At 65.7% G+C, this 22,053-nt stretch carries 15 protein-coding genes; 7 read left to right on the forward strand and 8 right to left on the reverse strand.

The features are described from left to right. Nucleotides 1-220: 220 nt before the first annotated feature. The gene (dinB, locus tag A0W70_RS14500) at nucleotides 221-1,291 is read right to left on the reverse strand and encodes a DNA polymerase IV (RefSeq protein WP_067563685.1); all 1,071 of its coding nucleotides are present in this window, start codon (nucleotides 1,289-1,291) and stop codon (nucleotides 221-223) included. A 263-nt stretch (nucleotides 1,292-1,554) separates the two neighbouring features. Here dinB and A0W70_RS14505 point away from each other — a divergent pair, with 263 nt between their 5' ends. Together A0W70_RS14505 and A0W70_RS14510 are read left to right on the forward strand one after the other, a co-directional pair. Continuing rightward, the gene (locus tag A0W70_RS14505) at nucleotides 1,555-2,535 is read left to right on the forward strand and encodes a TAXI family TRAP transporter solute-binding subunit (RefSeq protein ID WP_070989745.1); all 981 of its coding nucleotides are present in this window, start codon (nucleotides 1,555-1,557) and stop codon (nucleotides 2,533-2,535) included. 277 nt (nucleotides 2,536-2,812) lie between these two features. After that, nucleotides 2,813-3,949, forward strand: coding sequence for a porin (locus A0W70_RS14510; protein ID WP_067563692.1), 1,137 nt, complete (start codon nucleotides 2,813-2,815; stop codon nucleotides 3,947-3,949). A 272-nt stretch (nucleotides 3,950-4,221) separates the two neighbouring features. Here A0W70_RS14510 and A0W70_RS14515 read toward each other — a convergent pair whose 3' ends face one another. Continuing rightward, nucleotides 4,222-6,126 carry a tetratricopeptide repeat-containing sulfotransferase family protein gene (locus A0W70_RS14515; RefSeq protein WP_083331043.1) on the reverse strand — a complete coding sequence of 635 codons (1,905 nt, stop codon included), beginning with the start codon at nucleotides 6,124-6,126 and terminating at the stop codon, nucleotides 4,222-4,224. Nucleotides 6,127-6,442: 316 nt separating this feature from the next. Here A0W70_RS14515 and A0W70_RS14520 point away from each other — a divergent pair, with 316 nt between their 5' ends. Continuing rightward, the gene (locus tag A0W70_RS14520; RefSeq protein WP_067563699.1) at nucleotides 6,443-6,763 is read left to right on the forward strand and encodes a BolA family protein; all 321 of its coding nucleotides are present in this window, start codon (nucleotides 6,443-6,445) and stop codon (nucleotides 6,761-6,763) included. 170 nt (nucleotides 6,764-6,933) lie between these two features. Here the strand turns inward: A0W70_RS14520 and A0W70_RS14525 are convergent, their stop codons facing one another. Further along, on the reverse strand, nucleotides 6,934-8,709 hold the full coding sequence (locus A0W70_RS14525) for a tetratricopeptide repeat-containing sulfotransferase family protein (protein ID WP_067563703.1): 1,776 nt from the start codon (nucleotides 8,707-8,709) through the stop codon (nucleotides 6,934-6,936). A gap of 163 nt (nucleotides 8,710-8,872) precedes the next feature. On the opposite strand from A0W70_RS14525, the gene A0W70_RS14530 reads away from it, so the two are divergent. Beyond that, a complete protein-coding gene (locus tag A0W70_RS14530; RefSeq protein ID WP_067563707.1) occupies nucleotides 8,873-10,291 on the forward strand; it encodes a Glu/Leu/Phe/Val family dehydrogenase in 1,419 nt (472 codons plus the stop codon). Between the two features lie 561 nt (nucleotides 10,292-10,852). After that, a complete protein-coding gene (locus A0W70_RS14535) occupies nucleotides 10,853-11,638 on the forward strand; it encodes a TatD family hydrolase (protein ID WP_067563711.1) in 786 nt (261 codons plus the stop codon). 496 nt (nucleotides 11,639-12,134) lie between these two features. Here A0W70_RS14535 and A0W70_RS14540 read toward each other — a convergent pair whose 3' ends face one another. Next, the gene (locus tag A0W70_RS14540) at nucleotides 12,135-13,061 is read right to left on the reverse strand and encodes a DMT family transporter (protein WP_067563714.1); all 927 of its coding nucleotides are present in this window, start codon (nucleotides 13,059-13,061) and stop codon (nucleotides 12,135-12,137) included. A 425-nt stretch (nucleotides 13,062-13,486) separates the two neighbouring features. Between A0W70_RS14540 and A0W70_RS14545 the strand changes: the two genes are divergently transcribed. Both A0W70_RS14545 and adk read left to right on the forward strand, forming a co-directional pair. Beyond that, nucleotides 13,487-14,746 (forward strand): 6-phosphofructokinase, encoded by a 1,260-nt coding sequence (locus A0W70_RS14545; RefSeq protein ID WP_067563717.1) that lies wholly within the window; start codon nucleotides 13,487-13,489, stop codon nucleotides 14,744-14,746. 49 nt (nucleotides 14,747-14,795) lie between these two features. Then, nucleotides 14,796-15,470, forward strand: a complete 675-nt coding sequence (gene adk / locus A0W70_RS14550) for an adenylate kinase (protein WP_067563720.1) — start codon at nucleotides 14,796-14,798, stop codon at nucleotides 15,468-15,470. Between the two features lie 412 nt (nucleotides 15,471-15,882). Here adk and A0W70_RS14555 read toward each other — a convergent pair whose 3' ends face one another. The 4 genes from A0W70_RS14555 to A0W70_RS14570 form a co-directional block, all read right to left on the reverse strand. Beyond that, complete coding sequence (locus tag A0W70_RS14555) at nucleotides 15,883-17,628, reverse strand: EAL domain-containing protein (protein ID WP_083331044.1); 1,746 nt, start codon at nucleotides 17,626-17,628, stop codon at nucleotides 15,883-15,885. 62 nt (nucleotides 17,629-17,690) lie between these two features. Further along, nucleotides 17,691-19,871 (reverse strand): PAS-domain containing protein, encoded by a 2,181-nt coding sequence (locus A0W70_RS14560; protein ID WP_067563727.1) that lies wholly within the window; start codon nucleotides 19,869-19,871, stop codon nucleotides 17,691-17,693. A gap of 34 nt (nucleotides 19,872-19,905) precedes the next feature. Beyond that, complete coding sequence (gene sthA / locus A0W70_RS14565) at nucleotides 19,906-21,303, reverse strand: Si-specific NAD(P)(+) transhydrogenase (RefSeq protein WP_067563730.1); 1,398 nt, start codon at nucleotides 21,301-21,303, stop codon at nucleotides 19,906-19,908. 169 nt (nucleotides 21,304-21,472) lie between these two features. Next, nucleotides 21,473-21,931 (reverse strand): response regulator, encoded by a 459-nt coding sequence (locus tag A0W70_RS14570; RefSeq protein ID WP_067563733.1) that lies wholly within the window; start codon nucleotides 21,929-21,931, stop codon nucleotides 21,473-21,475. Nucleotides 21,932-22,053: the final 122 nt, after the last annotated feature.

The raw sequence follows: 22,053 nt of genomic DNA on the forward strand, positions 1-22,053 counted from the left end.
CACCGGTCGAAGACGCGCAGCCTACCCGAAGCGCGCGATCCTGCCGTACCACCGTTACCGGTAGAAGCAAGGGATCCGCCGTACCGCTGGCGCGCGCGTTCGCCGTCGGCGAAAACGCGCCTACGGAGCGAGCTTGCTCGCGAATGTGCTCGCAGCCACGCATCGGAACCCCGGCGCCGGAAATCCCCATATTCCCGGAAAATTCGACACGCACCACAGGTCACCCCCAAAGCGCCGGCTGGTGCACATCACGCGGTTCGAGGTTGGAGACGGTGACGCCCAGCAGCCGGACGGCGGCATGTTCGGGCAATGCACGCTCCAGCAGCAGCCCGAGCAACGGACGCAGATCCTCGAGCGTCGCCAGTCCGCCCGGTGCGGTCCAGCTGCGCGTCACGATCGAGAAATCGGCGAAACGGACTTTCACGGTCACCGTCCGCGCGATCACCTCGAGCGCTTCCAGCCGTTCGGCGACGCGCCCGGCCAGCCGCTCGAGTTCGGCCTGCATCGGTTCGAACTCGGTCATGTCCGTCGCGAAGGTGTTTTCCTGCCCGATCGACTTGCGCACCCGCCGGCTCTGCACCGGACGGTCGTCGATGCCCCGGGCCAGCCAGTAATAGCGGTCACCCGCCTTGCCGAAACGCTCCACGAGCGCCTCACGCGACCACGCCCGCAGGTCCGCGCCGGTCTCGATACCGAGCGCGCTCATGCGCGCGGTGGTCGCCGGCCCGATCCCGTGGATGCGGCTGACCGGCAGCGACTGCACAAAGCCCTCGCCCTGCTCCGGGCGGATCACGAACAGCCCGTCCGGCTTGTCCTGGTCCGAGGCGAGTTTGGCCAGGAACTTGTTGTACGAGACGCCGGCCGACGCCGTAAGCCCCAGCTCCGTGCGGATACGCTCGCGGATCTCGCCCGCCATGCGTGTCGCCGATCCCTCGCAGCAGGGGCTGTCGGTAACATCCAGGTAGGCCTCGTCCAGCGACAGCGGCTCGATCCGATCGCTGTAGGCGGCGAAGATCGCGCGGATCGAGCGCGATACCTCGCGATAGGTCTCGAAGCGGGGCCGCACGAAGACCAGGTCCGGACACAGGCGCAGCGCACGGGCCGACGGCAGCGCCGAGCGCACACCGTACTTTCGCGCCTCATAACTCGCGGCCGCGACGACGCCCCGCCCGTTGGGCGACCCCCCGACCGCGAGCGGCACGCCGCGCAACGAGGGGTCGTCACGCTGCTCCACGGACGCAAAGAACGCGTCCATGTCGACATGGATGATCTTGCGGACGGGGTCGGTCATGACGTCTGCAAACGTGCCGCGGGGCAATCGCGAGCAAGCTCGCTCCTACAAGTGAATTTGAACCGCGGTGGCACAATTCCTGTAGGAGCGAGCCTGCTCGCGATCAACCGACATGGGCACGCCAACGCGCATGGCGATCCACACGTCGCCCGCCCCCGATCGATCAGGAACAACGCAAAAAGCGGCAGGCAGCCCCCGATCAACATGCTGTTAGAATGCGCCGACAACGACATAACCGAAAACCAGGTCTGCGGGAGGATTCCATGGCCGCAATGCAAACACGAAGTTGGCTGACGGCCGGGTTGGCCGCCGTGATGATGACGGCGGGCGGTTCGGTGCATGCGGCCGGATCATTCATCAGCATCAGTACCGGCGATGTCAGCGGCATGGCCTATCAGGCCGGCGGCGCCATCTGCTCACTGGTGAACGCGCAACGCAACGACCACCAGATCCGCTGCACCGTCAAAAGCTCACCCGGCGGCGTCGAGAATATCCTCGCACTGCGCCAGGGGGAACGTGAATTCGGCATTGCACAATCGGATGTGGTCCAGCAGGCGTGGCGCGGCAATGGACCATTCGGCGAAATCGGTGAATTCCGGGGCCTGCGGACCGTCTTCGCCCTGCATCCCGAGACACTGACGCTGGTCGCAAGCTCCGATGCCGATATCGAAACCGTCCAGGATCTGCGCGGGCAACGGGTGAACATCGGACCGGAGACCTCCGGGGAAGCGGTCAGCATGGTGACCCTGATGGATGCGCTCGGCTGGACGGAGGACGACTTCGCCAGCGCGGAGCGCCTCGATATGACGGCGCAGGTGAATGCATTCTGCGAAGAAGAAATCGATGTCGCCGTATTCGTGACCGGCCATCCCAACAACTCCGTCCAGGAGACCCTTGCCTGCGGTGGTTCGATCGTTCAGCTCGAAGGCCCCGCCATCAATCGTCTCGTGCGTTCCGCCTCGTATTACGAAACGACCGTCATTCCCGGCGGCACGTACAGCGGCGAATCCGGCGAGATCAACACCTATGGCGTGCGCTCCCTGCTGCTGTCATCCACGAACACACCCCAGCGGATCGTGCGCGAAGTGACGCGCTCGGTCTTTGAGCAATCCGAACAGTTCAGCGACTGGCACCGTGCATTCGACAGCCTGGAACCGGCGGGCATGGCACGCGGCGTCGGGGCTGTTGATGCACCCCTGCATCCAGGCGCCGAAGACTGGCTCGGCGACGAAGGCCTCCTCTGAGTCATTCCGCGCCGCTCATCTGTTGCATAAATGCAACAGATGAGCGGCTTCCTCGAAAGTCTATTTCCGCATCGAAATACCCCCGTCGAGCTTGAAACGAATGTAATGGTGCATTACGCTCCGTTCACCCTGTCACGTTTGGGGCATTGTAAGTCGCATCCGTGAACGGTTGTGGCGCACCCGCAACAGGCGTGGTAGGTTTATAAGCGGTGGATTCAGTACCCACGGGTGCATGGTCCACAGAAGCTTCTGTCCAAACACCAATGGGATCATTGAAATGACCATGAAGAAATCCCTGATTGCTCTCGCCGTATCCAGCGCCGTCGTGGCGCCGGCCTCCGTTCAGGCGGCCGAAGTGTATGGCTCTCTCAACACCACGTTCGAAAGCACCAGCACCGACAATGGCGGTGTGGGCGCCCTGATTTACAACACCACTGACGATGAAGCCGGTCTCGGCATGTCCGACACGCTGGAGTCCCGCTTCGGCGTGAGCGGCTCCGAGGATCTGGGCAACGGCCTGACCGCCGGCTACACCTTCGAGTTCGGCATCGGCACCACCACCGGCGTGACGGGCGGCTCCGCGAACGAGGACTCCAACGTCAACACCCGTCTGTCGAATGTTTCGCTGAGTGGCGACTTCGGCACGGTGAAGCTGGGTACGATGTGGGGTGTCCTGTACGAGTACGCCGGCTGGAACCACTACCGCACCGACGGTCACGGTGGTGCCACGCACTATTTCATGACCAACGGCGTCGGGTTCCTGACCGCTGACGACCCGTCCGGCCTCCGTGTCGATAACACCGTGGCGTACACCTACGGTGGCGGCGGCTACTCGTCCGACCCGTTCACGTTCACCGTTGCACTGCGCTCTAAGGACAACGATGGCGCGGCCAACACCTTCGGATCCGGCGGTTACGCGGCCAACGATGACGAGGCGATCGATAACGTCACGATCGGTGCTCAAGGCACCTTCGGTGACTTTACGGTCAACGGCACGTTCTACTCCGAGTCGAACTCGGATACGGCGGCCGGCGCCTCAACCGCTGATCCGTCCATGATCACGCTCGGTGGTCGCTGGTCGAGTGGCCCGTTCTACGTCGGTGGCACCTACTTCATGGCCGACCGTGACCAGCAGACTGCCAGTGCTGTCGGCGACGATCCGTCCGCCTTCAACATCCTGGGCGGCATGGACTTCGGCAGTGGTTATAGTGGCTACCTTGGTGTCGGCGCCGGTGACAACGACGCCAACAACAGCGACGCGGGTGACATGACCACCTTCTTCCTCCAGGCGCAGAAAGAATTCAGCTCGCGCACGAAGATCTACGGCGAGTTCGAAACCGTGGAGGTCGATGGCGGCAATGCCTCCGATCCTGAGCAGAACACGCTCGCGTTCGGCGTAAAGCACAGCTTCTAAGTCCGCTCCGGACATAGCGGCTGTACGGAAAAGGCGCCCCCACGGGGCGCCTTTTCTTTTTGAGATTCCTCAAAAGTTCGAACTAGGATTTCGACCCGTCAACGCAGCCATGCAGACGGCCGATCAGCCCCAGAAGGAACACGACCGCATCCTGCCACTGCTTATACACAGTCACCCCAGACTCTCGCCTCCCCGCCTTTTGCATTCGCCCAAACGCTGTACCCCGAAACCAAACGTCAGGCCGGAACTACCTCAGTCTGGCTCCATTAACGCTACTCGCGGTTCGGGGGTGCCAGTGGCCCGAGGGCGTCCAGCAGCGGCTGGAGATGACCGCGGAATCTGTGCCATTTGGCAACGGAAGTCCGATAGATCGGCTTACGGACTTGACTGACACTCGGTGTGTTGACGCCACGCTTTGTTTTGTGAAAGTCCATGCAGGCCGGATTCCATTCGAGTCCGCAGTGAACCAGCAACCGTCGGATCTGTGTCTCGGGGTTCGCAGTCAACTCCTCATAGGAGAAGTCCAGCATGAAACCTTCCGGCAGCACCTCACGCCAATGATCCATCAGCTTCGCGTACGCGCGATAGTAAAGCCCGAGTTCCTTCAGATCGTTCGTCCATTGGTGCCCTTCCGAGAAGCGCTGCATATAGCAGGAAAGACAGGTGTCCACCGGATCGCGCTGTAGATGCACCACCCGCGCGTTGGGGAGGGCCTTCGCGATCAAGCCCAGATGAAAGAAGTTGAATGGTCTTTTGTCGACCACACGCTCGGCCGGAGCGGCGGGGTCGACCACCCGCGACCGGTAGTGGGCACCGAGCATCGCCAGCTCATTGTCCGGCATGCCCGGCACCCATTCCGGGAAGGTAGAACCGCTGGCGGCATCCTTCGACAGAATGAGGTTGTCGAGATCAACGCATTCACCGGCACCATGAACCCGCGGATGGCTCGCCAGGATCTGTTCCGTCAGGGTGGTTCCGGAACGCGGCATGCCAACGACGAAGATCGGCGCATCCGTCGGATCCCCTGTTGTGCGGGTAGCGGACATCCACTCAGCGGAAAATGCCCGTGCTATATCATCCATCAACTTCTCGGGACCGGCGATGTCATAGTCCATGTTCCTGCGCATGGCCTCACATCCCGCCTGGTAATGCCGGAAAACCAGACCAGGATCCGCGCCGGCCTCGCTATGCGCCTTGCCGAGGGCGAAATGCAGCAACGAGCGCGCCGTTACGCCGAGATCCTGCTTCTCCAGCAGGGCTTCCATCTCCTCGAGTTCCGGATCCGACGCGGAGAAATCACGGGAGTTGGCGATCAAATACCAGGCCGGTGCGTAATCGTGCTGGATTTCCAGAGCCTTGCGACCGAATCGCTCGGCGCCGGCGAGATCTCCCGTAATCTGGAGCAGCGTCCCCATTTGGGAATGCCCCCTTGGGGATTCCGGCCGGAGGGCCACCGCCTGCTCGAACGCGGCCCTTGACCTGTCATATTCGCCCAACTCGCGGCAGACGCGCCCGAGTTCGATGTGGGCCTCGAAGTAACCGGGCTGCAGCCGTACCGCACGTTCGAGAGCCATCCGCGCATCCGCGTAGTTCTCGAGTCTCCCGAGGACCGCGCCGAGCGAATAGAGATACAACGGCTCGTTGGGACGCCCGTTGACAGCCGCGTGGAATTCAGTGGCCGCCTCGACGAGTCGCTCCTGACCCAGAAGCAGATTCCCCAGATTGAAATGTGCTTCCACCAGGCCGGGTTTGAGCGCGAGCGCCTCCCTGTATTCCGTCTCCGCGGTCTCCATGGCCCCACGGTCGCGCAGGACATTGGCCGTGTTGTTATGCGCCTCCGCGCTCTCCGGGTTGATCGACACCGCCTTGCGGCAGGCAACCTCAGCCTCGTCGAGGCGCTCCATCATGCGCTGGCCTTCAGCCAACAGGTTCCATCCGGCCTCCTGGTCAGGCCATCGGGTGGTAAAGCGTGTCGCACCGGTCACGACCTCTTCGTAGCGCCCCGCCTGATACGCGGCCACCAGGTCTGCGAACTGCTGCTGGGGACTGACGGAAGCAGCTCCGCGCGCGCCCTTCCTGGTCTGTTTTCCGGCTGCTCGACTGGTTTTCCTTTTGCTCATTGCTGTTTTCCGAATCCGGGGCGAAGGTACCGCCTGCTGTAGAGCCCTGCGCCCCATTACGCCGCATCCACCGGGCCGGGATAGAAACTCTCATGGTAGCGCAGCGCATCCCCGTCCGGCGATTTCGCTGGCTCACGGAGGCCGTGCCGGAGCGGCGACTCGCGCCTTACAAGCAGTCGACAATACCGTCAGACAGCCGCGCCAGGCGGCCCTTCGGAAGCGGCACCCGACCGAGCGTCATGGCGCGCCCGCTTCACCCGAAAGGAACGGAGGATACCCGATCCACTTTTGCCGTGAATGGCCGCACTTGGAGGACAATGTATCCGCAGCACGGCGACTTGGCATGAATGGCGCCGAATGCGAGCATTGCGCTATGAGCATGAAAAAGACCATCGAAGAGAAGCTCGGGACACGCTTCCAGCCGGAATGGCTTGAGGTGCTGGACGAGAGCCACAACCACAACGTGCCCGCAGGCGCGGAGTCGCACTTCCGGGTGACGGTGGTCAGCGACGGTTTCGCCGAACAGAACCTGCTCGCGCGGCACCGCGCGATCAACGCCACCCTGGCCGACGAACTGGCCGGGCAGGTCCACGCACTCGCGATCCACGCGTATACGCCGCAGGAATGGCAGGCCCGCAACGGCACACCGGAATCCCCGCCCTGCCTCGGCGGCGGTAAAGCCGATCGCGGCTAAAACATCGCAAGCAACCGATCAGACCGTAGGCCGGCTTTTGCCGAAGGCAACAGCCGGCAGCCGCGTGCCACCACGCCGAAATCGCCGGCTGGCTCCCTTCGGTCGCAAGCCGGCCTACGTTCTTGAGCTGATCGCGCTTCGCACGGCAAAACCGCTATCGTAGCCCCCACTCAGGTCGCCGCGTTTTCCGCACCACCCGACGACTCCATCGCCTCGTCGTACCCGAAATACGGCAACAACGGGCCGATCTCTTCGCGGAATGGCCCCAGCCAGGCCGCATACCGTTGCCAGCGGCCGATCGATGAACTGTAGAGTCCTTTGGTAACCTGCTCGTAACTCGGCGTCGTCACCATGCCGGTCTCGCCTGCGCGGGCCGCGTACTCGGCCACATCCGCGTGCCAGTCGAGGCCGATGCCCTGCAGTACCCGCGTCACCTGAGCCTGGAAGTCCGTCACAAGGTCCTCGTAACGCAAGCGGATCGCCTGCTCCGGACAGGCCTGTTCGAACAACTGCATCATCGTGAGCAGGCGCGCGCAAAGCGTGGCCGTGGATCCGAGATCGAGAAAATGCACACTTGCCGGATTCAGCTCAAAATTCTGCATGTAGCTGCTGAGCGCGGCATCGTAGGGATGACGCAGGGCGATAATCACGCGCGCGTCGGGGAACACTTTCGGCAGGACATCGAGGTGCGGCGCGTGCAGCGGATTCTTGTCGATCACCATCCGCCCTTCGGTCACATCGATATGCCGATCAACATAGTCCCAGTACGCCTGGCGCGCCTCGGCCGGTGAGCGGCCTGCCACCAATGCTGATTCCGCCGTCCGCAGCGTATCGAACTCCTCCAGCACCTGCGTCTCGGGATGAGCGCCCAGCATCCGGTCCAGCAGCGTCGTGCCCGAGCGCGGCAACCCGACAAGGAAAACCGGCGTCCGACGCTCATCGCTGACTGCAGCCTGTTCCGCCGACTTGCAGGGCAGGATCCCGCGTTCAATTTTCTCCGCGACGTACTCCGGATATTTCCGGCTCCGCAGCCGATTCGCAACCTGTTGTTTCGACCGCGCAAGATTCCCGCGCCTGAATGCCGCCATGGCCTCGTCCGTGCGGCCGAATCGGTCTAGCAGATTACCCTGCCGATAGCCGAGGAGGTCCTCACCGGTACGCCGGTGTGCATCGTCGAGCAGTTCCAGCGCCTCTTCGTAGCGCGCCTCGCGCACAAGCAACTGGGCTCGCAGTCCCTCCGACTGCGCGGCCCCCTGGGTCGCCTCGCCGAAGGCATCCGCCGCCGGCAACCATGCCGCCGCCTCATCGGCGCGATTGCTCTGATCGAGGAAACCGGCGAACTCCAGCCGTAGCCACGGGTCGTCGGAATTCTTGGTCACCAGTGCCTCGTATGCGTCGTGGGCCCGCCCCGCCCAGCCGAGCCTGGCCAGCAAGATCGCCCGATTGTGCTCCGCCCCGGGCCAATCCGGCTGCAATTCCAGGACACGCTCCAGATTCGCAAGCGCATCGCGATGACGGCCCTGATCCATCCAGGCCATCGCCATGTTGTACAGCGCCGTCGGATTGTCCGGCGAGCGCTTCAGTACCCGCCGAAAGGTCTCGACGGCCGCGTCGAATCGGCCCTGCATATGCTGCGCGTTACCGAGACCCAGCCAGCCCTCGACGCGTTCCGGCACCAGCTGCACGGCCCGGCGGAGGTGTTCCTCGGCGCGCCGGGAATCCCCCAGCTGGGCCTCCACCAGGCCGGCCAGAAGCGACACCTCGCCCGGGACCGAGGGCATGTCGAGCAGCGGCGCGAGCAGGTTCTGCGCCTGCCGCGGCTTGCCGCCCTCGTAAGCGGCGATCGCCTGCTGCCACGCCTCCTGCGGCGTCGCCGGCGGCTTTGCCTTTTTCCCGGTAGCGGACTGTTGCCGCCCGGCCGGACGGCCCTTCTTGCTGCGCCCCATGCCTGCGCTCTCCCGATCCGATTCGCGCGACGGACCTTAGCACAGCTTGCGCCCACCGCCCCGGGGTGGCTGAATGGGCCGGGATCGAGCCGGGCCGGGCCCCGTATTCCCGGGACTTGCTCCGGCAAAACGAGGACAAGAACACCAATAACAGGAGGGGCTCATGAGCGAAGCCAGCAGCGGCCTGTCGTTCCGGCAGAGCGTGGAACACATGGTCGATCACGCGATCGAGATCATGGAACTCGAACCCGGCATGGGCGACGCCCTCAAGACCTGCCGCACGGTCCTGCAGGTCTCCTTCCCGATCGAGATCGACGGCAAGGCCGAGATGTTCACCGGCTGGCGTGCGGTCCACAGCGACCACCGCCTGCCCTCCAAGGGTGGCATCCGTTACGCGCCCAACGTCGACCAGGACGAGGTCGAGGCGCTGGCGGCGCTCATGACCTACAAGTGCGCGATAGTGGACGTGCCTTACGGCGGCTCCAAAGGCGGGCTCTGCATCGATCCACGGCAATACACCGACGACCAGATGGAACAGATCACGCGCCGCTTCGCGCGCGAACTGATCAGCAAGGGTTTCCTCAGTCCCGCGAAGAACGTACCCGCCCCCGACATGGGCACGGGGCCGCGCGAGATGGGCTGGATGGTCGATACCTACAAGCAGCTGTTCCCCGACGACATCAACTACTTTGGCGCCCTCACCGGCAAACCGGTCGAGCATGGCGGCGTGCGCGGGCGCCACGAGGCCACCGGACGTGGCGTCCAGTACGCCCTGCGCGAATTCTTCCGCCACAAGGCGGCCGTCCATGAGGCGGGCCTGAAAGGCGAGCTCGGCGACCAGCGGGTCGTGGTCCAGGGGCTGGGCAACGTCGGCTACCACGCCGCGCATTTCCTCGAGGTCGAGGACGGCTCGACGATCGTGGGCATCATCGAACGCGACGGCGCCGTGGTGAATCCCGATGGCCTCAACGTCGATGCCGTGCACCGGCACATCCGTGAGCAGGGCGGCGTGAAGGGCTTCCCGGATGGCACGTATGTGGAAAACGGCGCCGAGGTGCTTGAGCACGACTGCGACATCCTGATCCCGGCCGCGCTCGAGAGCGTGATCCACGCCGGCAACGCCGACCGGATCAAGGCGCCGCTGATCGCCGAAGCGGCGAACGGCCCGGTCACGTTCGAAGCGGACCAGAAGCTCATCGAGCGCGGCGTGCACATCCTGCCCGATGCCTACGTGAACGCGGGCGGTGTCGTGGTCTCCTACTTCGAGTGGATCCGCAACCTCGCGCACGTCCGCTTCGGGCGCATGGAGAAACGCTTCCACGAGGCGCGCGGCGACCACATCATCTCCGCGATCGAGATGGCCACCAACACGCAGGTCCCCGAGTGGGTGCGCGCCGAGATCGCCCGTGGTGCCGATGAGCTCGATCTCGTGCGCTCCGGGCTCGACGACACGATGCGCCTGGCGTTCCGGGAGATCATGCAGGTCCGCGAGAACCACCCGAAGGTGAAGGATTACCGCATGGCCGCTTACGTGGTCGCGATCCAGAAGATCGCGCGCTCGTATCGGGATATCGGGTACTGAGGTTCCACAGGCGCATTAAAAATGGCTCGTCCCGGTGTGACCGGGCGGGCCGAGTCCGGCTTGGTTTTCTGGTTCTCGCAGAGGCGCGGAGCGCGCCGAGTACGCCAAGAGGGCGAAAGACGGTAAAACCGTCCGGAGCGGGCCTCTCTTTCGAATTCTTTGCGCTCCCTGCGTGCTCTGCGCCTCTGCGTGAAGAACGAATTCCGTACCCGGATCGTGCGCCCATGTGCCGGCATTGCCCGGCACGGACCGCATCGTGGTGATCCCCCGCCTCGGTCGAGCCGGGCAAGGCCGGCCTACGATCGAGGCGTCCGGATCCCGTGCACAAGACCTCGACCGCCGTACCGGGACCGCGCGCGTTCGCCTTCGGCGAAAACGCGCCTACGACCTTCCTTGGCCCTTCGCCCTTCGCCCTTCGCCCTTCGCCCTTCGCCCTTCGCCCTTCGCCCTTCGCCCTTCGCCCTTCGCCCTTCGCCCTTCGCCTCAGCCCTTCACACACCACCCTTGCCGCTCCGCCGATTCCCTGATTCACTGCGCGCTTTCCCGACCAGCGGAGCCGCCATGGACCTCGTCGATATCTGCGCGAATCTGACCCACGAATCGTTTCACGACGATATCGATGCGGTGCTTGCGCGGGCCCATGAGGCCGGGGTGAACCGCCTCGCCATTACCGGCGCCGACGAGGCCAGCAGCGAGGCGGCACTGGATCTCGCCCGCCGCGATCCGGATGCGCTGCGCGCGACCGCCGGCGTGCATCCGCATGTCGCGGCCGACGCCAGCGAGCGGGTGATCGATCATCTGCGGGCGCTGGCGGAACATCCACTGGTCGCTTGCGTGGGCGAGGCCGGTCTCGACTTCAATCGCGATTTCTCGCCGCGCGAGGTACAGGAGCGCCTTTTCCGGGCCCAGCTCGAGCTGGCGGCGGAGCTCGGCCTCCCCGTGTTTGCCCACGAACGCGACGCCCATGAACGCTTCATGGCGATCCTGCGCGAATGGCGCGATCGCATCCCCGCCATCGTGGTGCACTGCTTTACCGGGGAACCGGCGGCGCTCGATGCGTATCTGGACATGGATTGCCACATCGGCCTCACCGGCTGGATCTGCGACGAGCGCCGGGGCACCCACCTGCTGGAGTGCATCCACCGGATCCCCGACAACCGCCTGATGGTGGAAACCGACGCCCCCTATCTGATGCCACGCGACCTGAAACCCAAACCGAAAACCCGCCGCAATGAACCGGCCAATCTGCCGCACATCGTCCGTCGTATCGCCGAGGCACGCGGCGAATCGCCCGAAACAACGGCCAAAAACACCACAGCGACGGCGCGGCGGTTTTTCGGCTTTTGAGCGAAGTCCGCGTGGCCGGTCCGCTGATGCGACTCATGGGCCCGCGTAGGTTGGGTTGACGAAGGAAACCCAACGTGACGCGCTCTCGGTCGGCAATCGAGTGCAATCCCTGCCGACCGGCCTCGATCCGTTGGGTATCGCTGGCGAGACCGTGAAAGTATTCTGCGTCGTCGCGAGGGCGTGGTACGGCGAGTCGCTTTCGCCGATCATTCGGGGAGCATAGTGAGTCTTATGTGACGAGAAGGATCCGCGAAAGCGGCCGCCGTGGCGCGCCCGCAGCAGACGCACGAATACTTTTACGGTCTCTGGCCCTCAACCCAAACTGCGACCGATCCCTCGCAACGTAGGCCGGCCTTGTGCGGCCCGCCGCGGCGGATACCGGCGGGAGCATGTCGCCGCGCAATGCCGGCATGCCCCGGCGGCCGGTAATAGCACAAGTCATTAATACAGGGGCGCCGGGCAAGGCCGGCCTGCGAAGGTTCCTGGCCCTGCCGCCTCAGTCCTCCTCCACCATCGTCGCGGCACTCCGCCGGTGGTCCTGACGCAGGGCGAGCAGTCCGGCCCCCGCGATCAGAATCGCACCCGCCACGAACACGGTGTCCGGGACCTCGCCCCACAACAGCGCCCCCCAGCCGGCGGCGAAGATCACGGAGCTGTAAGTGAATGGACCGATCTGACCAGGCGAGGCGGCGCCGTAACCGCGCGTGAGCAGCCACTGGCCGCCGCTTGCACAGAGGCCAACGGCCAGTAGCAGGCCCCACTCGGTCATCGACGGCATTTGCCAGACCGCAAGGGCGAAGGGCGCGCTCATCAGCGTCGCCAGCACGCCGAAAGACACCACCACCCGACTCGCGGGTTCCGAGCGGGTGAGGCGGCGGACCGTCACCTTGGCCCAGGCCGCGAGCACACCGCCTGCCAGCCCGACCAGCGCGGCTGGCGCGAATTCCCCCGTCGGATCCAGTATGAGCACGACCCCCGCCAGCCCCACCGGTACTGCGACGATGGCCGGGCGCGATGGTCGTTCAGCCAGCCAGAGAGCGGCGATGATCGGCATGAACACCGGTGCGGTCATTTTCAGGAGCATGCCATCAGCGAGCGGCAGATGGGCCAATGCGTAGAAAAAACAGCTCATCGCGCTCAGACCAACGACGGCACGCAACAGGTGCAACGGCCAGGTCCCAGGCGAGGGCCGCAGTCCGGTGCCTTTATCCTTCAGCAACAGCGGCAGGAACGGCAGCAGACCGAACAGGCTGCGGAAGAACACGATCATGGCGATGGGTACCCCGACCGCGGCAAGCTTGAGCGCGGCGCCCATGGTCGCGAAGAGCAGTTCCGAGGTCGTAATCAATACCGCCCCGAGCACCAATTGCTGGCGATACGGACTGGTGCCGGCGAATCCTGCGGCTGACGCCGGTCTCGACATGGCTGGTTACCCTTTCTGCGAAAGGTGCTCGGTGTTCATTCCCGACCGGACGACCCCATCGAACTTCAAAGGGCCGGAGAAAGAACCGGCACACTACGTCAGGGAGCCCAACCAGACAACGCAACCCGATTCCGCTCATCCTTCGGACTCCGGCAACACTCCTGCAACACCGCCGCACCGTGCGGGTACGATCGCGAGCAAGCTCGCTCCTACAGGCCGCCGGGATACACGGACGACCGATCATGCCCTTGGCCCTTGGCCCTTGGCCCTTGGCCCTTGGCCCTTCGCCCTTCGCCCTTCGCCCTTCGCCCTTCGCCCTTCGCCCTTCGCCCTTCGCCCTTGTGGCCGACGTGACACCGGAACAGCGCTCCGGCACAATCGCGGGGATTCACTCGCCGCTGCAGAAACGGAGAACTTTCGGCCCGATGAGTGGGAACAACGCCTTCTACGCCCAGTCCGGTGGCGTCACCGCCGTGATCAATGCGTCCGCCTGCGGCGTGATCGAGACGGCGCGGCGCAACAGCGACCGTATCGGCACCGTGTTCGCGGGCCGCGACGGCATCCTGGGCGCCCTGCACGAGGACCTGATCGACACCTCGCAGGAGAGCGACGAGGCGATCGCCGCGCTGCGCCATACCCCGGCCGGCGCGTTCGGCTCCTGCCGCCACAAGCTCAAGGGGCTGGACGAGAACCGGGCCGAATACGAACGCCTGGTCGAGGTCTTCCGCGCCCACGATATCGGCTATTTCTTCTACAACGGCGGCGGCGACTCCCAGGACACCGCCCACAAGGTCTCGCAGATCGGCGATGAACTCGGCTATCCGATCACGGCGATCGGGATCCCGAAGACGGTCGACAACGACCTGCCGCTCACCGACACCTGCCCCGGCTTCGGCTCGGTGGCGAAATACGTCGGCGTCTCCATCCGCGAGGCCGGACTCGACGTCGCCTCCATGGCCAGCACCTCCACGAAGGTGTTCATCCTCGAGGTGATGGGCCGCCACGCGGGCTGGATCGCCGCGGCCGGCGGGCTCGCCGCCGAGCAGCCCGGCGACGCCCCGCACGTGATCCTGTTCCCGGAGATCCCGTTCGAGCAGCAGCATTTCCTGGAACGCGTCGACGCCGCGGTGCGTGAGCACGGCTACTGCGCCGTCGTCGCCTCCGAGGGCGCGCAATACGCGGATGGCCGTTTCCTGTCCGAGGCCGGTGGCCGCGATGCCTTCGGCCATGCCCAGCTGGGCGGCGTGGCCCCGATGCTCGCGGGCATGGTCAAGGAGCAGCTGGGCCACAAGTATCACTGGGCCGTCGCCGATTACCTGCAGCGCAGCGCCCGCCACATCGCCTCGGCCACGGATGTCGAGCAGGCCTACGCCGTCGGCCGCGCCGCCGTCGAGTTCGCGCTCGAGGGCCGCAATGCCGTGATGCCCGCGATCCGGCGCCTGTCCGACGATCCCTATGAGTGGGACATCGCCTGCGTCGACCTGGCCGATGTCGCCAACGTCGAGACCGGCCTGCCGCGCGACTACATCACCGAAGACGGCTACGGCATTACCGACGCCTGCCGTCGTTATCTCCAGCCGCTGATCGCGGGTGAAGCCTATCCACCCTATCGCAACGGTCTGCCGGACTATGTCCGGCTGCGCAACGTCGCCGTCGAACAGCGACTCGCCCCGTTCAATCCCTGACAGCCGCACCGGGAACACAAGCGGCGCGGCCTCACGAAGGAGCAACCTCATGCGCATCATCCTCCTCGGCGCTCCGGGCGCCGGCAAGGGCACCCAGGCGGCCTATATCAGCGAGCGCTACGGCATCCCGCAGATCTCCACGGGGGACATGCTGCGCGCGGCTGTTGCCGCCGGCACGGAGCTCGGTCGCAAGGCGAAGGAAGTCATGGACCGCGGCGATCTCGTCTCCGACGACATCATCATCGGTCTCGTCAAAGAACGGATCGAGGAACCGGACTGCGAGAACGGCTTCCTGTTCGACGGCTTCCCGCGCACGATCGCCCAGGCCGACGCCCTGCGCGAGGCCGGTGTGGATATCGACGCGGTCGTCGAACTGGACATCGAGGACGAGCAGATCATCCGCCGCATGAGCGGCCGCCGCGTCCATCCGGCCTCGGGGCGCGTGTATCACGTCGAGTTCAATCCGCCGGAGGTCGCCGGCCGGGACGACGAGACCGGTGAACCGCTGGAACAGCGCGACGACGACCAGGAAGAAACGGTGCGCCAGCGCCTGGGCACGTACCACGAACAGACCGAGCCGCTGATCGGCTATTACCGCAAGTGGGCGGAATCGGGCGACGACCGCGCGCCGCACTATGTCCATGTCACCGCGCTCGGTGAAGTCGAGGACGTCCGCGATACGGTATTCGAGTCCCTGGACCCGCTCGTCGCGGCCGATACCTGAGCGCTAGCCGCCCGGTCCCCCGGCCGTAGGCCGGCTTGCGACCGGCGGGAGCCAGCCGGCGGAGAGGGTGCGGCCTTGTGCAACGGCATGCCGGCTGTTGCCTTACGGCAAAAGCCGGCCTACACGATTCCTTCCCCGCAGAACACGTAGGCCGGCTTGCGACCGGAGGGAGCCAGCCGGCGGACAGTGTCTGGCCTTGTGCAAAGGCGTGCCGGCTGTTGCCTTACGGCAAAAGCCGGCCTACACGATTCCTTCCCCGCAGAACACGTAGGCCGGCTTGCGACCGGCGGGAGCCAGCCGGCGGAGAGGGTGCGGCCTTGTGCAACGGCGTGCCGGCTGTTGCCTTACGGCAAAAGCCGGCCTACGGCCTGCCGCGTGCGCTGCCCTGCGCGCCGGGTAATACCGTCCCCGACTACGAGGAAGCCGTCAGGCGGCAGGGGTTGGCGATGAGGTATCCCTGCGCGAAATCGACGCCGATTCCGGCAAGGGCATCCAGCACATCCCCGGACTCGACGCTCTCGGCGACCACTTCCTTGCCCGCGGCGTGCCCGATCTTCGTGATGGCCTCGACGATCGTCCGGTCGAGTCCATCGTCGATCATGGCGCGCACGAACGAGCCGTCGATCTTCAGGTAATCGGCCGGCAGGGATTTGAGGTACGTGAAGGAGCTGAGCCCGCTGCCGAAATCGTCCAGCGCCACCGCGCAGCCGAGTTCGCGCACGTGCGACATGAAACGCAGGGCGGCGCTCATGTTCGCGATCGCGGCGGTCTCGGTGATCTCGAAACAGATCCGCGCCCCTTCCACCCCGGAGGCGATCAGCTGCTCGCCGACGTAATCGGGCAGCGTCTCGTCCGACAACGACGTGCCGGACAGATTGATGAACCAGCGCCCCTCCGAGCGCGGCCGCTGGCCGATGGCCCGGAACGCGTGCTCGATCACCCAACGGTCCAGTAACGGCATCAGTTCAAACTGTTCCGCCGCTGGGATGAACAACCCCGGCTCGACCAGCCGGCCGTCCGCCTCTTCCAGACGCACCAGCAGTTCGGCATGCGGGTAATCGCCCGGCGCCGCCACGCGATCGATCGGCTGCTCGAACAGCACGAGCTCATCGTTCTGCAGTGCCTGCTGCAGGCGCGCGACCCACTGCATCGCCCCGTGGCGACGCGCCACGTCGACGTCTTCTTCCGTATAGAGGCGGATACCGTTACGGCCCAGGTCCTTCGCGGCGTGACAGGCGATATCCGCCCGGCGCAGGATTTCCGGGACATGCAGCCCGGTCTCGCCGATCCCCACGACCCCGATACTGATCCCGATGCGGTACGTATGCCCCTCCCAGGAGAAGCGATAGGCATTCACCGCGCGGCGCATCTGCTCGGCGATGCGCCAGGCCCGGCTGACGGGGCAGTTCTCCATCAGCACCCCGAACTCGTCCGGCCCGATCCGGGCGAGCGTGTGACCGCTGCGAACGAGCCCATCGATCACGCCGGCCAGGTGGCGAATGAGCTCATCGCCGGCGTGATGTCCACAGTTCTCGTTGATCACCCGGAACTGATCGACATCGAGATACAGGAAGGCGTGACCGACATCGCCGATCGACCGGCAGGCGTGGGAGAGATCGGCCTCGAGCTGTTGGCGATTCGCGAGCCCGGTCAACGAGTCGCGCGACGCGACCCGGGCGAGTTCGGCCGCGACCAGCCGGTGGTCGCGCCGGTTATCAGCCTCGCGGAGTTCGCGCTCTACCGCCGGCCCGAGGCGCGAGAGGTTGTCCTTGAGCACATAGTCGTTGACGCCCGCCTTCATCGCATCCGCCGCGCGCGCGTCGGCGAGATGGGCCGAAACGAGGATGACGGGCATATCCAGGTCGCGGTCGTGAATCGCCTTGAGGACGTCATCGGGCGAGAACTGCGGCATGTTGTAGTCGGTGATGATGAGGTCCCACTCGGCCTCATCGAGGGCGTTGCGCAGCGCCCGCGGGTAATCCACCCGCCGGTACATCGTCTCGAAGCCGGCGCGGCGCAGCGCGCGGACCAGCAGCAGGGTGTCGTCCTCGGAATCCTCGGCCACGAGCAGCCGCAAAGAGCGCCGGTGCTCGATCCCGCGAGGGGGGTCTCCTGGGGCAACCGGGTCGACCTCCCCGGGACTGATGTCGATTGCCATCGCTACTCTCTCGTCATTCCACCTCGGCCACCGCACCCCATCCGGCCTGCGCCCATCAGGCGTTACCGGGATTCATCAACTGGCGCCCCCATCCTGCCCCCGAGACCATCATTCCCGCGGCGCGGCACCGCCTGCAGCGTGAAGCCGATCGCCGCGCCTTGCCCCACCGCGCCGCGGGCACGTACGCGGCCGCCATGGCGATGGACGACGCGCGCGACCGTGGCCAGACCGACACCAACGCCGGCGAAATCTTCATCCTTGTGCAGGCGCTGGAAGGGGCCGAACAATCGCTCGCCGTAGGCCATGTCAAAGCCGACGCCATTATCTTTGACGATGTACCATACCATGCCGTCGTGCGTTTCTTCGTTAAATTGGATACATGCCGTCGGCTCATGGACCGTGTACTTCCAGGCGTTGGCGAACAGGTTATCAAGCACGATCCGTAACAGGCGGGCATCCCCTTCCGCCCGCAGCCCCGGCGTGATCTCGACCCGCACATCGCGGCCGCTGGTGTCGTCGTTGCGCAGCTCGCTCACGATCTCGTTCGCAAGGGCCGACAGGTCGACACACTCCCGATCGAGTTCCGTCTGCGTCAGCCGCGACAGCGACAGCAGATCGTCGATCAGGGTCTGCATCCGTTCCGCGGCCGCCCGTACACGGGCGAGGTAATCCTGGCCGGTGCTGTCGAGCGCGGCACCATAATCCTCTTCCAGCGCTCGCGCGAACCCGCGGACGTGGCGCAGCGGGGCCGCGAGGTCGTGCGAGACGGAATAGCTGAACGCCTCCAGCTCCCGATTCGCCGTCTCCAGCTCGGCCGTGCGGGCGCCGACCAGCTCTTCCAGGCGATCCTGGTGATCGCGCAACGCGCGTTCCGCCCGCTTGCGCTCACTGATGTCCACCAGCGTCGACTGGGTGACCTTCTCGCCCCGCCAGCGGATATGGCGCACCATCCACTGCACGCTGATGATCCGGCCATCCGCACGGCGCATATCCGCTTCGTATTCCAACGGGGCATCGCCACCGGCGTCGCGCGCATCGGCGTACGCGCGCAAGCGCTCCACCTCGTAATCCTCGACCAGGTGGCGCAAGCTCTCTCTGCCCAGCAGTTCCGCCGGCGTACGGAACCCGAGCATCTCCGCGGCCGCCGAATTGGCGAAGATCATGCGCCAGTCGTGGTCGATGATGATCCCCTGGATCGAGCCTTCGATCAGGTCGCGATAACGGGCCTCGCTGTCAGCGACTTCCTGCGCGCGTTGCTTGATGGCGGTGATGTCGACGCGCAGGCTCACCGACTCGCCATCGGGCATGCGCCGCTCCACCATGTACAGCCAGCGCCCGTCGGCCACCTGGTCCTCACGCGCGTGGCCGCCGCCGTGGTGGTGCTCGATCCGCTCCGCGATCCAGTCCGCCTCCCGGCCGGCGGCGCCCACACACTGTCCGGCCGCCGCGCTCGCCTCCAGCAGTTCGCGGTAGGTGATGCCGGGTTCGAACAGATGGCGGATCAGCGGAAACATCTTGCGGTAGGCCTGGTTGGCCATCACCAGACGGTCGTCGGCGTCATAGAGCGCAAAGCCCTGATCCAGCGCCTCGATCGCGTGGGCGAGGCGCCGTTCGGCCTGGCTGAGCCGGTGGTAAATCCGCTGGTGGACGACGTTCGCCATGCCCGGCGCGAGCGCTAGCAGCAGGATCTGCCCGGTCATGACGCCGGCGACCGTCAGGCCACCCGGTTCGGACCACCCGGCGACGGCAACGACGTGCACGCCCAGCGCGACCAGCGCGGCGGCCGTGATCACGTGACCGGAGCGCGGCTGACCGGGTCGCATGCGGATGAACAGGCCACCACTGATGACCAGCAGCAGCGCAGTCGTGGCAACGGCGATCCACAGCGGCCAGCCCGCCCCTGTGCCCAGGAGCGATGCCAGCACATATCCGGCGACGATCAGCGCGGCGATCGAGAGCGTGACGGCACGCATCGGGGGCAGCCCGAAGAACACGCGGATACTGCAGAACAGCGCCACGGCCCCGGCCAATTGCAGGAACACCGTAGCGGCCACGACCGGTTGCGGCGACCCGAGCGCCGGCCAGAGCCCTGCAGCCCAGGCGAGCGCGAACAGCACGAATGCAAGCAGCCAGCCGGCGACGCCGTGACCACCGCCGGGCAGACTGCGCAGCCAGCCGATTACGGCAGCGGTCAGCAACGTGGTCGCCGTGGCGCTCGCCAGGGCCAGGGGGAGCGCGTTCATCGCTCGGCGCGACCCGAGCCGTTTCCGGGACGGGTCACCGCGACAGCCGGTTCCAGGCGTCCAGTGCCGCGACCTTGTAGGCCTCTGCGAGCGTGGGGTAATTGAACACGGACTCGATGAAGTACTCGAGCGTCCCGCCGAGCTCCAGCACGGCATGACCGATGTGGACCAGCTCGGTCGCGCCCTCGCCCTCGACATGCACGCCCAGCAGGGTGTGATCCTCGAGGCTGAACAGCATCTTGAGCATGCCCTGATCGAGGCCGAGGATCTGGCCGCGCGCGGTCTCGCGGAAGCGGGCGATACCGCTCTCGAACGGGATGCCGGCATCCTTGAGTTCCTGCTCCGTGCGCCCCGCCATGCTGATCTCGGGTACGGAGTAGATGCCGATCGGGAAATTCTCGAGGCGTTTCTGGGGCTCGCCGGTCAGGGCATTGCGGGCCGCGCGGCGGCCCTGCTCCATCGACGTCGACGCCAGTGCCGGGAAGCCGATCACGTCACCGACCCCGTAGATATGCGGCACGGCCGTCTGGAACTGCTCGTTGACCTCCAGGCGTCCGCGCTTGTCGGCCTCCAGCCCGGCGTTCTCGAGCTTCAGGGTATCCGTATTGCCCTGGCGGCCCGCGCAGAACAGGGCGAGATCCGTCACGACCCGGCGGCCGCTGGCCAGCTGCGTGATGATCTTGCCGTCATTGTCCTCGCGGACCTCGGACACCTCCTCGCCGAGGCGCATGATCATCCCGCGATCGCGCATGTGATGCTGGAATTCCTGGGTGATCTCGGAATCGACGAACGACAGCAGCTGGTCGCGCGCCTCGACCACGGTGACGTTGATATCGAGCGCGCTGAAGATGGTCGCGTATTCGATCCCGATCACGCCGCCGCCGATCACCGCCATCGTGCGCGGGAGTTTCTCCATGCGCAGGATGTCGTCGCTGTCCATGATCTTGCGGCGATCGAAGGGGATATGGCTCGGGCGATGCGGGCGCGTGCCGACCGCGAGCACGACGTAGTCGGCCGTGTAATCGACGGCGTCGTCGTCCTGGGCGCTCTCGGTCACGCGTACCGTGTGCTCGTCGACGAAATGCGCCTGACCGCGGATCACGTCGACGCCGTTGCGCATCAGCTGGTGCTGCATCACCTCGATCTCGTGCTCCAGCGTCATCTGCAGACGCTGCTTGAGATCGTGCACGGTGATGTCCTTCTTCACGCGGTAGGCGCGGCCGTAGAAGCCGCGCTCGCGCCAGCCGGTGAGGTTCAGGACCGTCTCGCGCAGGGTCTTGCTCGGGATCGTGCCGGTGTGGACGGCGTTACCGCCCACCACATGCTTGCGCTCGACCACGGCCGCGCGCTTGCCGAGCTTCGCGGCCTGGACGGCGGCGCGCTGCCCCGAGGGACCGCTGCCGATGACGAGGAGATCGTAGTGTTGGCTCATGGACCACTCCTGCTGGCTTGTTCTTCTCGAATGTCCTCTCGCGGCCCCGCCCGTTGGACGGTGTGGGGCAGCAGGCGTCACGCACGGACCAACGCAGGCACGCTGTGAGGCGACGATTTTTCACATTCGGCGAAAACAAGTCCAGCCGTGGGTTTTGAGCCCCTCCGATTTACGCCGTCCGGGGACGGTCCCACGCGCGCCGGGAAGCCAGCCCACCGAGCCGCTCGAGCAGGTCGGGCGCCGTCACCGGGAGGCCGCCATCGGCGCCGGTCTGCTCGACCGCCTCGCACATACGCGAGCCGATGACATCCGCGAGGACCGCGACAGTCGGCACCGCGTCCATGTCCCGCACCCGGGTCACCAGCTCCTGACCGGCACGGCCGGTACAGGCAACATCGAGCAACAGCGCGTCCGGCTGGAACCGGCGCAGGGCACGCGTCGCCGCGGCGACGTTGGCGTAGAAACAGAACTGCACCATCGGATCCGCGCGGCAGGCGCGCTGCAGGGCGAGCAGGGTCGAGCTCCGCGTGCTCACCAGCATGATCCGGCGATGACTCCGGGTCCGCGACGCCGTCTGCGGCGGCATCGGGGTCTGTGTCTGGTTTTGGATCTGGGTCTGCGTGTTCATGGCGAACTGCTCCGTAATCACCTGCGGCCAACCATCGGCCTTTCACCCTATGCCTCGCATAATGCGTGCCATGTATTGCAGACCCCCCCCCGGATAACGCGCTGGACGTAGGCCGGCCTTGC

The sequence above is a fragment of the Halofilum ochraceum genome, from assembly GCF_001614315.2.
GTDB lineage: Bacteria > Pseudomonadota > Gammaproteobacteria > XJ16 > Halofilaceae > Halofilum > Halofilum ochraceum.

Bases quoted from the DNA above. Each gene is read 5' to 3' on its own strand.
- A0W70_RS14510 (WP_067563692.1), top strand. From the start codon at position 2,813: ATGACCATGAAGAAATCCCTGATTGCTCTCGCCGTATCCAGCGCCGTC.
- A0W70_RS14525 (WP_067563703.1), bottom strand. From the start codon at position 8,709: ATGGGGCGCAGCAAGAAGGGCCGTCCGGCCGGGCGGCAACAGTCCGCT.
- A0W70_RS14570 (WP_067563733.1), bottom strand. From the start codon at position 21,931: ATGAACACGCAGACCCAGATCCAAAACCAGACACAGACCCCGATGCCG.
- dinB (WP_067563685.1), bottom strand. From the start codon at position 1,291: ATGACCGACCCCGTCCGCAAGATCATCCATGTCGACATGGACGCGTTC.
- A0W70_RS14520 (WP_067563699.1), top strand. From the start codon at position 6,443: ATGAGCATGAAAAAGACCATCGAAGAGAAGCTCGGGACACGCTTCCAG.
- A0W70_RS14555 (WP_083331044.1), bottom strand. From the start codon at position 17,628: ATGGCAATCGACATCAGTCCCGGGGAGGTCGACCCGGTTGCCCCAGGA.
- sthA (WP_067563730.1), bottom strand. From the start codon at position 21,303: ATGAGCCAACACTACGATCTCCTCGTCATCGGCAGCGGTCCCTCGGGG.
- A0W70_RS14545 (WP_067563717.1), top strand. From the start codon at position 13,487: ATGAGTGGGAACAACGCCTTCTACGCCCAGTCCGGTGGCGTCACCGCC.
- A0W70_RS14505 (WP_070989745.1), top strand. From the start codon at position 1,555: ATGGCCGCAATGCAAACACGAAGTTGGCTGACGGCCGGGTTGGCCGCC.
- A0W70_RS14540 (WP_067563714.1), bottom strand. From the start codon at position 13,061: ATGTCGAGACCGGCGTCAGCCGCAGGATTCGCCGGCACCAGTCCGTAT.
- A0W70_RS14530 (WP_067563707.1), top strand. From the start codon at position 8,873: ATGAGCGAAGCCAGCAGCGGCCTGTCGTTCCGGCAGAGCGTGGAACAC.
- A0W70_RS14560 (WP_067563727.1), bottom strand. From the start codon at position 19,871: ATGAACGCGCTCCCCCTGGCCCTGGCGAGCGCCACGGCGACCACGTTG.
- A0W70_RS14515 (WP_083331043.1), bottom strand. From the start codon at position 6,126: ATGGGGCGCAGGGCTCTACAGCAGGCGGTACCTTCGCCCCGGATTCGG.
- adk (WP_067563720.1), top strand. From the start codon at position 14,796: ATGCGCATCATCCTCCTCGGCGCTCCGGGCGCCGGCAAGGGCACCCAG.
- A0W70_RS14535 (WP_067563711.1), top strand. From the start codon at position 10,853: ATGGACCTCGTCGATATCTGCGCGAATCTGACCCACGAATCGTTTCAC.